Raw genomic sequence first — 13075 nt, forward strand, 5'->3', positions numbered from 1 at the left:
GACAATTGCCGGGACCCTTGCCGGCCGGGCGTCTGCAACCCACCCTTTGCCAACTTCCGCCTCTCTGGCATGATCGGACAGGGTTGCGATGCACGGAGCGAGGCAAGCTGCGTGGGGGAACATCGTCGTCGAGGCGCTGCCTGCAGCGCAGGGGACGCGGGGCGATCAGGTCCGTATCACCGGACGGGTCCTGCAGTTGGGGGGTATCCTTCCAGATGGCCGATCCTGAGATGGCCGAGCGCCGCCGCGGCGCGAGGATTCTGATCTACAGCCATGATTCCTTTGGTTTAGGCCACTTACGGCGCTGCCGCGAGATCGCGCACGCCCTGGTCGAGGCCGATGCCGAAGCCAGTGTGCTGATCCTCTCCGGCTCGCCGATCATCGGCAGTTTCGACTTCCGCAGCCGGGTCGACTTCGTGCGCATCCCGGGCGTGATCAAACTGCGCAATGGCGAATACACGTCGCTGACGCTGCCGCTGGCCGTGGAGGACACGCTGTCTCTGCGCGGCTCCATCATCAAGCACACCGCCGATGTTTTCGATCCCGATCTCTTCATCGTCGACAAGGAGCCCTTGGGCCTGCGCGGCGAGGTGACACCGACGCTGGGATTGATGAACCAGCGCGGCGTGCCCTGCGTGCTGGGCCTGCGCGACGTGATGGACGACCCCGAAATGCTGGCACACGAGTGGGAGCGCAAGCACGTTCTGCCCGCGTTGAGCCAGTACTACGACGATATCTGGATCTATGGCTTGCCCCAGATCTGCGAGCCGCTCGCCGGCCTGGATCTGCCGCCCTCGGCCGCTAAACGCATCAGCTACACCGGCTATCTGCGCCGCCCGGCCGCGGCGGCGCCGCAGCCCTTGTATCTCGAGAAGATCGCGGAACCTTACGTCCTGGTCACCGTCGGCGGCGGCGGCGACGGCGAGGCCATTGTCGACTGGGTTCTGTCAGCCTACGAAACCGATCGGTCGATCCCGCATCCGGCGCTGATCGTGCTCGGGCCCTTCATGAGCAGCGAGCAACAGGCGGACTTCATGGCCCGCGTCAACCGCCTGGACCAAGTCGAGGCCCTAACCTTCCACCCGCAGGTCGAAAGTCTGATGCAGCGCGCCGTGGGCGTCGTCTGCATGGGCGGATACAACACCTTCTGCGAAGTGCTGTCTTTCGACAAGCGCGCCCTGATGATTCCGCGCACCGAACCGCGGCTGGAACAGCACATGCGAGCGGCCCGTGCGCAGGATCTCGGCTTGGTTCGCATGCTGGAGGCCGGTCAGAAGGAGCACGACCGCAGCCCAAAGACCATGGCGACTGCACTGAAGGGCCTGCCACATCAATCCAGGCCGATCGAACGGGTGATCCCGGGGCTGCTCGACGGCAGCGACAACGTGGTGCGTCTTGCCGAGCAATGCTTGGCCCGCGGCCGCCGCCCCCAACTCGCGACCGCCGGCACCAGAGGTTAAAGCCCCGAACGCCGAAAGCGCGATCGTCATGCTTCGCCGGTATAGAACTCCGGCCAGGCCTTCTTCGCGACCGCCCCCGTCTCGGAGAAGGCGTGGCAGGAGTTCAGCAGAGCTGGCTTCTTGCCGGCCGGCCGGCTGCCTTCCTTCTTCGAGCGGACCGGGAACATCGCCTGATAGGCCGGCGTGGCCATGGCCAACAGCAGTTCGACCAGGTGGGTACAGCCCTCGACCCCTCCCAGGCGGCTCCGCACCTCCTTGCGCCAACCTGGGCCGATCCTGACACCCATCATGCGCTGGAAGTTCGGCGTGATCGCCGGACAAATCCCGAAAGGACCATGGTCGGTGACCGCCTCGATGGCCTGGATGACGAAGTCTTCGTCCAGAGTAAGCCGGATCGACATGTCGTGGATCGGCTCGCCCGCTTCGATGTAGCCGCGATGCTCGTTCGGGAAGCCGTAGGTCTTGGTGTCGACGATCCGACCCTCGATGTCCCAGAGCCCATCGCTGCGGCGATAACCGGCGAAATCGTAGCTGCGGACGTGTTGATGTTCGCGGTCCAGGGCGGACGGGGAAAGCGGCATGTCGAGCCTCCAGTAACTACGCAGCCGGTACAATGTTGCGCCGCACTATAGGAGGACGATCCGCCCGCTCCAAGCCGGCGGACGGCATAGGTCTTGAGATAGGTTTCTTCTCAGGGGTCTTTTGAGGCGGCCGCTCAGCTCGTGCCGTAGCTTTCGCCAAAGATGTAGGCGTCCCGTTCCCGCAAGTCGCGCTCGAGGCTTCGGCGCACCGCAGCATAGAGGTCGCGGATCGAGACGATTGCGACCACGCGCTCGCTGGCAACCACCGGCAGATGGCGATAGCCTTGAGTGGACATACGATCGAGCGCGTCGATTGCCGTGTCGTCGGGCGCGACAGTATCGGGGTCCGGTGTCATGACATCCGAAACCGGCGTCGTGGCAGGATCCCGCTCCTGAGCGACGACACGGGTCAAGACATCGCGTTCCGTGAAGATGCCCCGTAGCTTCTGACCCTCCAGGATCAGTACAGCCCCGATATGACGATCGCGCATCAGGCGCACCGCTTCGGTTACTGTGGCGTCGGGGCTCAGCATCGAGAGCTGCTGACCTGGCGCTATCACGTCCGGCATGATCCGGCGATTCATGATCGCTATCCTCCGCTTGTCCGTCTGTCTTTTCGCCAAGACGTTTCCGGAACAGTGTGACCCGCCCTGTGGGAAGGGGCAAGGGTGCGGCTTGGATAAAGCTGTGCCATAGGCCGCGCGCTCAACCGTGCTTTTCTTCGGCCAAGGAGCGAGTCTTCAGACGGCGCGCCCACAGGGCTTCCGCCGCGACCGACGAAACCACCACGGCGATGGCGACAAGCTGTAGCGCGGTGATCGGCTGCGAGAGAAAGAGGTAGGCCAAGAGCGCGGCGAACACCGGCTTCAGGAAGAACAGATAGCTGCCTCTGGTAATGTCGGGGACCGCTGCTAGACCGCCGAAAAACAGGACCTGGGTCAGGGTCGTGTTGAACAGCGCCAAAGTCAGAAGGCTGGCGCTGGCCACCGGATCGAGATCGAAGAGACGGCTGGGGTCGACCCATATGCCCCAGGCCGCTCCGACGATGATCCAGAGACCGGCGCCGCCAAGGGACATGGTGATCGTGGTGATGCGGATCGCGCCGTAGCGGTTCATCAAAGGCTTCGCCAGAACGGCGTAGCCGGCACCCAGAAAGCCGCAGAGCAAGGTCATGCCAAGGCCGACAAGCTGCTGTCCCGAGCCGGCCAGTTGCATCAGATAGCCGTCGGTCAGAAGGAGCGCGATCCCCAGGACCGCGAAGCCGGCCGAGAGTGCCTTGGGCGCGCCGATGGGTTGGCGGTTCACCCATAGATTGATCAGTGCGATGAAGATCGGCATGGTCGTGATCAAGGTGCCGACCTGGACGACCGTGGCGTAGTCCAACGCCCAGTGAAAGAAGAGGTAGGCACCCGACACGCCGATCATGGCCAAGAGAACCAAGCGCAGGCCCTCTTCTTTCAAGGGCGTGATCAGATCCCGACTGCCGGGCATCGAGAGGCTCAAGACGATGAGCCCTGCGCCGCCGAGCAGATAGCGCCAGACCGAAACCTCCGGTCCGAACACCCCGGAAAGCACGGCGAAGAACTCGCTCGAGGCATGGCCGACGACGCCGACGAGGACGGCGAGATAGGCGAACCTCGGGTAGTCCGCGAGCTTCACGGGATCATCGTCCAGCGCTGTCGGGAACAGTCCCGTCCTGAGCAGCACGGTTCGATCCGGCGAATTCCAGCAGAGCCTCGACGACAGCGGCCGGCGCCTCCGCCGACAGCAAGTGGCCATAGTCCTCGAAGGTCCGCGTCTCGGGTTGCGGTAGCCGGGCTGTCAGGTCCGCCACGTCCGCCGGCTCGTAGAACAGGCGATCTTTCATACCGGTCAGCACGAGGACGGGAAGCGTCAGATCCTCGTAGGGCACATCCCAGTCGGCTGCGCTGGCCTGTTGGAGCAAGCGATAGGCACCTTCGGCCGGATCCAGCGGTTCGTAGGACTCCTCGGTAAGCCGCTGTGTCCTCAGCTTCGCAAGGGTTTCGGAGCCTACGAGATTGGGGAGAAAGAGATCCTGCAGCAAAGCCGCGCCACCGAGCTTGGCGGCGCGGAAGACCGCTGCATTGACCCAGTCGAGCCGGAGGCTGGACTTGCGCAAGGTATTGATCAGCACCAAGCCTTCGGCCGGCGTCCCCTTGAGCCAGGCGCGCGCGGCGAAAAGTCCGCCGATCGACAGACCGACAAGCAAGGGCCGTGTCGGCCGGGCGGCCTGCACCACGCGGTTGAGATCGGCCGAGGCCAATTCGGCATCCAATCTGGTTTCCGCAGCGGTTTCGCTCTCTCCCTGGCCGCGCAGGTCCCAGGTCAGGGTGCCATGGCCCGCCGCCCGGAGTGCGGGGGCAATGTCGGCTTCCCAGGACTCGGCGGTCCCGGTCAGCGCATTGACGAACACGAAGGTGAAGCCTCCATCGGTCGTCGGGGGGGTATATGCGAAGGAAAGACTCTCGCCTGGGGCGATCTCGAAGCGGTCGGGCATGGACGTCCTCACCGGGCAAGAAACGGGCCTTCCACCGCCAAAACTCTACCGCTTCCTCCCCCGCTTGGCTGCAGCTACCGGACATGGGAGCCATGCGGGCATCCGACCTTCTCGTGGGACCGCTCCGCGCCGTTGTTCCGGGTCGCGAGGAACCCTATGTTGCGCGACGAGCGGCGCGGAGCCTTCCGCGTCGCGGTTTTTCTATTGGACCAACCTTTTCGAGCCCGCATGACCGAGCTGTCGCGCATCCGCAACTTCGCCATCATCGCCCACATCGACCACGGCAAGTCGACGCTGGCCGACCGCATGATCCAGATCTGCGGCGGCCTGACCGACCGCGAGATGCGCGAGCAGGTGCTCGACTCGATGGAGCTGGAACGCGAGCGCGGCATCACCATCAAGGCCCAGACGGTCCGCCTGCACTACACCGCCCAGGACGGGCAGGACTACGTGCTCAACATGATCGATACCCCTGGGCATGTGGACTTCACCTACGAGGTCAGCCGCTCGCTCAAGGCCTGCGAAGGCTCGATCCTGCTTGTCGACGCCAGCCAGGGCGTCGAGGCGCAGACCCTCGCCAACGTCTACCTGGCGCTGGAGCACGACCATGAGATCGTCCCGGTCCTGAACAAGGTCGATCTGCCCGCCGCCGAGCCCGAACGGATCAAGGAGCAGATCGAGGAGGTGGTCGGCCTCGACTCGTCCGACGCGCATGAGATTTCGGCCAAGACCGGCAAGGGCGTGGCCGACGTCCTCGAGACCATCGTCCGCCGCCTCCCGCCGCCCACAGGCGACGTGACCGCGCCTCTGCAGGGGCTGGTGGTCGATTCCTGGTACGACACCTATCTCGGCGTCGTCGTTCTGGTCCGGGTGATCCAGGGTCAACTGCGCGCCGGCCGCAAGCTGCGGTTCATGGGCACCCGCTCGGTTCACGACGTGACCGAGGTGGGCACCTTCACCCCGGCCAAGACGGCGGTCGAGGTTCTGGGCCCCGGCGAAATCGGCTACGTCATCTCCGGCATCAAGACGATTCAGGACGCCAAGGTCGGCGATACGGTCACCGAGGAGAAGCGGCCTTGCGACACGCCGCTCGAAGGTTTCATGCCCTCGGTGCCGGTGGTCTTCTGCGGCCTCTTCCCGACCGACGCCGCCGAGTACGAGGAGCTGCGGGATAGCCTTGGCAAGCTGGCGCTCAACGACGCCTCCTTCCAGTTCGAACCGGAAGTCAGTCCGGCACTCGGCTTCGGGTTCCGCTGCGGCTTCCTGGGCCTGCTGCATCTGGAAATCGTGCAGGAGCGGCTGGAACGCGAATTCGGCCTCGATCTGATCACGACGGCCCCAAGCGTGGTCTACAAGGTACATCTGACTGACGGCACCTCGCTGCAGTTGCACAACCCCGTCGATATGCCCGAGGTCACCAAGATCAAGACGATCGAAGAGCCCTGGATCCGCGCCACCATCCTGGTGCCGGACGAGCATCTGGGCGCGGTGCTGAAACTCTGCGAGGAACGGCGCGGCGAGCAGATCGATCTGACCTACGCAGGCACGCGAGCGATGGTGGTCTACCGGCTGCCGCTCAACGAGGTGGTCTTCGACTTCTACGACCGCCTGAAGTCGGTCACACGCGGCTACGCCAGCTTCGACTACCATCTGGAGGACTATCGCGAGGGCGACTTGGTCAAGCTCTCGGTCCTGGTCAACAGCGACCCGGTCGATGCCCTGGCGATCATGGTCCACCGCAACCAGTCGGAAGTCCGTGGCCGGGCGCTCTGTCAGAAACTCAAGGAGCTAATTCCCCGGCAGATGTTCAAGATCGCCATCCAAGCCGCGATCGGCGGCAAGGTGATCGCGCGTGAGACCGTCTCGGCCCTGCGCAAGGACGTCACCGCCAAGTGCTACGGCGGCGATGTCAGCCGCAAGCGCAAGCTGCTGGAAAAGCAGAAGGCGGGCAAGAAACGCATGCGCCAGATCGGCAACGTCGAGATTCCTCAGTCGGCTTTCCTCGCCGCGCTCAAGATGGGCGAGGACTGAGACCGGATCAGGCAGCGCCGGTCTCTGTCCAACCTCCGTCCTCTCGCGTCTGCCGAAAGGCGAAGGATCCGCTTTCGTTTTCTATTCTTGCTAGATAGTCGTCTGCGACTTTCACGTTAAGAGAGCAGAGGGCGCCTTTTTTTGCCTGACGTAAATCCCAGTGCCAATCCGGTCGCGGAACGATTCCGAACTCACCTGAAGCGTCCCCGCCTATCGTAGTCGAACGACAGTAGATCTGCCGAATTCACCGGCCTTACTTCGATATAGATTTTGCAAAACGAACGGGATCAGACTCCTATGGTGCAAGCGACGGCTTGATATCTGTAAGTGGAGATTCCGATGACTGGCAGAAGTGGCTTCAGACCGCATCGAATTCCACTCTTACTTGTCGGCTTCACGATCTTTCTGCTGCTAACGACGGCGACAGGCTTGGCACAGGTGCCTCTAGCCCTGTCCGAGCCACCACCGCCTCAAGTCGACTTCGGCCAGTTGAGCGCCGAAGAACGCGCGGATCTGCTGTCCCGCCTCTCCGACCAGCAGGTCCGCGAGATGATGTTGTCCTACATGACGACGGATACGCCGACGGAAAGCACGGAAGCTCGCGCCGTCGACGCGCTCCACCGGGACATCACGCTGTTTCAGGAGCGCTTGGGCGAACGCCTCTCGCATGTCGGCGATCTCACGATCATCCCAGGATTCGCCTACGCGCAGATCGTCGAGGGACGAGGTCCAAACCATGCGCTCCTGGTTGTGGTCCTCTTCGTCGTCATAACGGCTTTGGCGCTCGGGGCCGAGCGGGGCTATCGCTGGCTGGCCCGAGGGCTCTATGCAGGCCTACGTCCGCCATCCAACGCCGAGGCGCTGCAGCGCCTCGGCCGCCTGATCGTGCGACTCGGCCTGGACGTCTTCGGCGTGGCCATCTTTACGGCGGTGATTCTCGGAAGCTTTCTGGTGCTCTATCAAGGTCATGAACCGACCCGCATGGTCGTGATGACCTTCCTGACAGCCCTGGTGATCGTTCGCCTGATCTCCGTCATCTCTCGCTTCTTCTTCGCCCCCTTCGCCCCCGAGCTGAGGATCGCGCCCTTCGACAGCGAAACGGCGCGGCGGAGTCACCGCTGGCTGATGCTGGCGGCCTACGTCGCCACCTTCGGACTGCTAGCCTGCGGTTTGATCCTGAACCTCGGCCTGCCTGAGGTTCAGCACGAACTGCTGCTGCATACGCTTGCCATCGTCATGGTGATCCTGCTGATCGTCGGCGTCCTGCGGCTGCACAGACCCATAACCGCGGCTGTCGTGGCACAGATCGAGGCCGACGGAACACGGCGGCGGTTTGCAACCAGCCTGGTCTCGCTGTGGCATGTCGCCTTCATCGTCTACATTCTCTTTCTCTACGCGCTCTCGACTTACAAGACCCTTGTCGGACAAGAGACGGCGGCTTACCCCGGGCTCATCAGCCTGATCGTCGTTCTGCTGATCCCGGCCGCCGACTTCTTCCTGCGCTGTCTGCTCGACCATCTTTTCCCGGCGCGACAGTCCAAGGGCGGACGGCAGGCACTGCCCGTCTTCAAACGGGCCGCACGTATTCTGTTGGTGATCGTCGCGGTCTATCTGGTCGGCCGGGTCTGGGGCGTAGACTTCTTTACGCTCGGCCGCGCCGGTCTGGGCGCCGAGATGATGCGCGCCCTCGTCGATATCTCCCTGACCTTGCTGGTCGCCTACGTCGTCTGGGGCGTCACCAAAGCGGCCTTGGCCCATTATCTGACGGGTCAAGACGACGACGACGACGTCATCGGTGGCGACGAAGGCGGCGCCGCGAGCGCATCGCGGCTGGAAACCATCATGCCGCTGGTGTTGCGCTTCATTCAGATCACGCTCGCGGTGATCGTCGTGCTGATCGTCCTATCGTCGCTGGGCGTCGACATCGGGCCCCTGCTGGCTGGCGCCGGCGTAGTCGGTATCGCCGTGGGGTTCGGTGCCCAAACCCTGGTTCGCGATATCGTCTCCGGCCTTTTCTTCCTGATGGACGACGCCTTCCGCAAGGGGGAGTACGTGGACATCGGATCGGTCAAGGGAACGGTCGAGAAGATCAACGTGCGCTCGCTGGTCCTGCGCCACCACCTCGGTCCGCTGCACACCGTGCCGTTCGGGGAAATCCAGCACCTGACCAACTTCAGCCGCGACTGGGTCATCATGAAGATGGAGTTCCGCGTGCCGACGGAGACCGACATCGGCAAGGTCAAGAAGATCTTCAAGCAGGTCGGCGCCGAGATGCTGGAGCACCCGGACCTCGGCGTCGATTTCATCGAACCCTTCAAGAGCCAGGGCATCAAGTCGATCGAGGATTCCGCGATCATTCTGCGCGGCAAGTTCATGAGCCGGCCAGGCCGTCAGTTCGTGCTTCGCAAGGAACTCTTCAACAGGGTTCAGAAGGCTTTTCAGGAAAACGGCATCGCCTTCGCCCACCGCAGGGTCACTGTGGAACTCCCGCCCGATCTCACCCTCTCGGACGATCAGAAGCAGCGTCTGGCCGAGTCCGCCGCTGCCGCCGCGATCGCAACGGAGGAGGCCGAACGCGAAGCCTCGGCTCAGCCTGCTAAGGCGTAGGCTCGTCCTGCGACAAGCGGGCCAAGGTTCTGTCCCGACCTATTAGCGGCAGCAAGGCCGCCAATTCCGGCCCCGACCCCTGCCCGGTCAGGGCCTTGCGCAGGGGCAGGAACAATGCTTTGCCCTTTCGCCCGGTCGCCTGTTTGAGAGCGCCCGTCCAAACACCCCAGGTGGTCTCATCCCAAGGCTCCGGCGGCAGCAGCTCGGCGGCCTGCGCAACGTAGTCCGGCTCCTCGATCTGCGGCGTGACCGTACCCTTCACGACCTGGCGCCAGAGACCGATCTCACCGCGCCGGGTCAGATTGCCGCGCACCGCCAGCCAGAGCGGTTCCTCGATGTCCGTCAGACCGCGTGCCTCCAGCCAGGGGCGAATGTCGGCATAAGGCATCTCGTGCAGCAGTTTGGCATTGAGGTGCTCGAGTTCGCCGGGATCGAACTTCGGCGTGGCACGGCCGAAGCGAGAGATATCGAACCCGGCGACCAGCGCGTCCAGGGATTGATGGGGCGCGATGGGGTCGGGCGTGCCGAGCTTGGCCAGATAGCTGTTGACGGTCATCGCCTCGAAGGAGTCTTCCCGCAGCGCCTTGAGGCTGAGCGCACCCAGGCGCTTGGACAGCCCCTGGCCGGCGAGATCCGTCAGCAGCGGCAGATGGGCGAAGGCGGGAACGGCGCCACCCAATGCTTCGAACAACTGCACCTGCACGGCCGTGTTGGCGACGTGGTCCTCGCCCCGCAAAACGTGGGTGACATCCAGTTCGATGTCATCGACGACGGAGGAGAGGGTGTAGAGCGGCCGTCCGTCGCCGCGCAGCAGCACAGGGTCGGAGAGGTGCTGTCCTTCGAAGTGCTTGTCGCCCTGAACCGCGTCGCGCCAAGCAATAGGCGCCGCCTCCAGCTTGAAACGCCAATGCGGCCGGCGCCCCTCAACCTCGAAAGCCGCGCGCTCGGCCACGGTGAGCCGCAACCCCGCACGGTCGTAGATCGGCGGGCGGCCCGACTTGAGCTGCAGCTTGCGCTTCAGTTCCAGTTCCTCGGCCGTCTCGTAACAGGCGTAGAGCCGGTCGGCGGCCTTCAAGCTCTCCACCGCCGCGTCATAGCGATCGCCCCGGTCGGACTGCCGCGCGAAGGCATCCCAGGCGAGGCCGAGCCAGGTCAGGTCTTCTTCGATCCCGGCGGCGAAGTCGGCCGTCGAGCGCTCGCTGTCGGTGTCGTCCATGCGCAAGAGGAAGGCGCCGCCCTGCTGTTTGGCCCAAAGCCAGTTGAGCAGCGCGACCCGAGCATTGCCGACATGCAGCCGCCCGGTGGGCGAGGGAGCGAAACGAACTTTCATGGGGAGATCACACTGCCCTGAGGATCGGGCCCTAGAGCGGGCTCTTGAAGGCATTGACGATGGGATAGCGCCGGTCGCGGCCAAACGAGCGCCGGGTGATCTTGACGCCCGGCGGCGCCTGCCGGCGCTTATACTCGGCATTCTCCAGCATGCGCCAGGTTCGCGTCACGGTCTCCAGAGCGTGTCCCCGCTTGGCGATCTCGGCGAGCGACATCTCCCGTTCGATCAGGCAGGCGAGAATGTCGTCCAGTTCGTCATAGGGCGGCAGGGAGTCCTGGTCGGTCTGATCCGGCTTGAGCTCGGCCGAGGGCGCCCTGGTGATTATCCGCTCGGGGATCGTGCGACCCTGGAAGCCTTGTGCGGCGGCGGGCCGCTGCTGATTGCGCCATTGGCAGAGGCGGTAGACGGTGGTCTTGTAAACGTCCTTGAGAACGTTGAAACCGCCGCACATATCGCCGTAGAGCGTCGAGTAGCCGACGCTCATCTCCGACTTGTTACCGGTCGACAGCACCATCTTGCCGAGCTTGTTGGAGATCGCCATCAACGCGATACCCCGGGCACGGGCCTGGATGTTTTCCTCCGTGGTGTCGGCCGGCAGGCCATCGAACACCGGGCGCAACATGCCTTCGAAGGCCTCCATGGCCGGCTGAATGCCGATCTGGTCGAGACGCAGACCATTGAGCCGCGCCAGCGCCGCTGCATCCTCCAGCGACTGGTCGCTGGTGTAGGGCGACGGCATCATCACGCAGTGGACCTGCTCGGGCCCCAGGGCGTCGGCGGCGATGACCGCCGACAGCGCGGAATCGACACCGCCCGACAGACCGATCACCACGCCGGGGAAACCGGACTTCCCGACGTAGTCCCTAAGGCCCAGCATGAGTGCGCTATAGATAGCGTCCAAGCCCTCCAGCGGCTCGACCAGGTCGCCGTCGCGGCAAGTCCAGCCCTCGTCTGTCCGCTCCCAATGGGTGAGACCCACCGCTTCCTGGAAGGCCGGTAGGTGAGCGCGCAGCCGGCAGCCCGCGTCGAGCGCAAAGGAGGCGCCGTCGAAAACGAGTTCGTCCTGGCCGCCGACCTGGTTCACGTAGATCAACGGCAGGCCGCTTTCCGTGATTCGCTGAATCGCGAGCTGCTGACGTTCCTCAAGCTTATCGGTCTCGAAGGGGCTGCCGTTCGGCACGATCAGGATCTCTGCACCGGATTCCTCCAGGCATTCCGTGACGTCCGGCGTCCACATGTCTTCGCAGACCATGACGCCCAGGCGCACGCCGCGAAAGCTGATCGGACCCGGCAAGGGCCCGGCGGCGAAGACCCGTGCTTCGTCGAACACGCCGTAGTTCGGAAGATCGTGCTTGTAACGCACGGCCTGAACTTGGCCGCCATCGAGCAACAGGGCCGCATTGTAGACGCGTCCGCGCAGCGGCGTGGCGGCCTCTGGGTCGTCGGGCTGCCCGGAACCATTGCCGCCTTGGGAGTCATCACGCCAGGGTGCGCCAATCAGCAAGGCCGGTCCGCCATCGGCCGTTTCCGCCGCCAGCTCGCCGACGACGGCTGCGACACCCTTTACGAAGTCGGGCTTGAGCACCAGGTCCTCGGGCGGATAGCCGGAGATACAGAGCTCGGGCGCGACCACGAGATCGGCACCGCCCTCCGCCGCCGCCGCACGGGCTGCGCGCAGCCGTACCGCGTTTCCCGCCAGGTCCCCCACCGTGGGGTTGATCTGCGCCAGGGCAATGGTCAAGCGGTCGGTCATAGGCGTCTTAGGTCTCTTCCAGCGAGGCTTCTCGGGATACTACGTCGGGCAGCCTAGAGCAGGATCACCTTAGGCCGCGACACCTTCTTCGAGGCGCAGGCAGGAAGCGCCTAAGCCGCCGAACAGAGCCGAGATACGGTCGATCCAGGTCCGCAGAGCATCGTCCGCGCTCAAGACCGGAGTCGGGCTGACGCAACGGGCGAATTGGAAAACCGAGAAGACGGCGTAGTCGGCATAAGCCGGCTCGGGTCCGCTGACGTAGGGATAAGCGTCGAGTTGAGCGCGCAAGGGCGCCAGCGCTTTGGCGAGATTGGCCTCGAACGCCGAGCGGTCCGCCGCGAAGGACTCGATGGTCCGGCCAAGGCGCTTCTCGCGCGTCTCGCGGAAGTAGGCCTTGTCATCCTCGGCGATGTTGGCGTGGAGATCGGTGATCACCAGCGGGAAAACGGCCGGCATCAGGGCCGTGTCGGCCCAGGTGTTCATGAAGTGTGCGAGGGCCTGCGACCCGCCAAACAGACTCGGGCGGTCCGGATAGCTGTCCTCCAGATACGTGGCGATGGCCCAGGAGTCATGAACCGTCTCCGCGCCGTCGATCAAAATTGGCACGAATCCCTGACCGGAGAAGGCAATCGACTCTTTGTCGTGGAACTTGACCGGGACATGGTCGTCGATATCCAAGCCCTTGTGAGCCAGCGCATAGCGCGCCCGCCAGGAAAAGGGGCTGGGACGATGATTGTCCTGCTTGCCGACACGTTCGTAGAGCTTGCGAGCCATTGAGTCAGAGTCTCCCAGGTT

Annotated in this window: 10 protein-coding genes; 3 read left to right on the forward strand and 7 right to left on the reverse strand. The window is 64.1% G+C overall.

Annotation, left to right across the window (positions count from 1 at the left end):
* The first annotated feature begins 215 nt into the window (after window positions 1–215).
* Window positions 216–1460: a glycosyltransferase family protein gene (locus tag DBZ32_RS11460; protein WP_235830151.1), complete on the forward strand. Its 1245-nt coding sequence runs from the start codon at window positions 216–218 to the stop codon at window positions 1458–1460.
* A gap of 26 nt (window positions 1461–1486) precedes the next feature.
* Here DBZ32_RS11460 and DBZ32_RS11465 read toward each other — a convergent pair whose 3' ends face one another.
* The 4 genes from DBZ32_RS11465 to DBZ32_RS11480 form a co-directional block, all read right to left on the reverse strand.
* On the reverse strand, window positions 1487–2041 hold the full coding sequence (locus DBZ32_RS11465) for a DUF2889 domain-containing protein (protein WP_119167291.1): 555 nt from the start codon (window positions 2039–2041) through the stop codon (window positions 1487–1489).
* A gap of 134 nt (window positions 2042–2175) precedes the next feature.
* On the reverse strand, window positions 2176–2625 hold the full coding sequence (locus tag DBZ32_RS11470) for a CBS domain-containing protein (RefSeq protein WP_119167292.1): 450 nt from the start codon (window positions 2623–2625) through the stop codon (window positions 2176–2178).
* Window positions 2626–2746: 121 nt separating this feature from the next.
* On the reverse strand, window positions 2747–3748 hold the full coding sequence (locus DBZ32_RS11475; protein ID WP_162906727.1) for a DMT family transporter: 1002 nt from the start codon (window positions 3746–3748) through the stop codon (window positions 2747–2749).
* The gene (locus DBZ32_RS11480; protein ID WP_119167294.1) at window positions 3705–4559 is read right to left on the reverse strand and encodes an alpha/beta hydrolase; all 855 of its coding nucleotides are present in this window, start codon (window positions 4557–4559) and stop codon (window positions 3705–3707) included. Before DBZ32_RS11480 ends, DBZ32_RS11475 begins: the two co-directional genes overlap by 44 nt.
* A gap of 228 nt (window positions 4560–4787) precedes the next feature.
* Between DBZ32_RS11480 and lepA the strand changes: the two genes are divergently transcribed.
* Together lepA and DBZ32_RS11490 are read left to right on the forward strand one after the other, a co-directional pair.
* On the forward strand, window positions 4788–6590 hold the full coding sequence (gene lepA, locus DBZ32_RS11485; protein ID WP_119167764.1) for a translation elongation factor 4: 1803 nt from the start codon (window positions 4788–4790) through the stop codon (window positions 6588–6590).
* Between the two features lie 339 nt (window positions 6591–6929).
* On the forward strand, window positions 6930–9197 hold the full coding sequence (locus DBZ32_RS11490) for a mechanosensitive ion channel family protein (RefSeq protein WP_119167295.1): 2268 nt from the start codon (window positions 6930–6932) through the stop codon (window positions 9195–9197).
* On the opposite strand, the gene gltX is transcribed toward DBZ32_RS11490, so the two are convergent.
* The 3 genes from gltX to DBZ32_RS11505 form a co-directional block, all read right to left on the reverse strand.
* A complete protein-coding gene (gene gltX, locus DBZ32_RS11495) occupies window positions 9187–10527 on the reverse strand; it encodes a glutamate--tRNA ligase (protein WP_208539198.1) in 1341 nt (446 codons plus the stop codon). The two genes, DBZ32_RS11490 and gltX, sit on opposite strands and share 11 nt — an antisense overlap.
* 31 nt (window positions 10528–10558) lie before the next feature.
* Complete coding sequence (locus DBZ32_RS11500) at window positions 10559–12280, reverse strand: NAD+ synthase (protein ID WP_119167297.1); 1722 nt, start codon at window positions 12278–12280, stop codon at window positions 10559–10561.
* A 69-nt stretch (window positions 12281–12349) separates the two neighbouring features.
* Entirely contained in the window at window positions 12350–13054 is a 705-nt protein-coding gene (locus tag DBZ32_RS11505; protein WP_119167298.1) for a glutathione S-transferase N-terminal domain-containing protein, read from the reverse strand.
* Window positions 13055–13075 lie beyond the last annotated feature (21 nt).

The organism is Algihabitans albus, from assembly GCF_003572205.1.
Taxonomy (GTDB): Bacteria; Pseudomonadota; Alphaproteobacteria; order Kiloniellales; family DSM-21159; genus Algihabitans; species Algihabitans albus.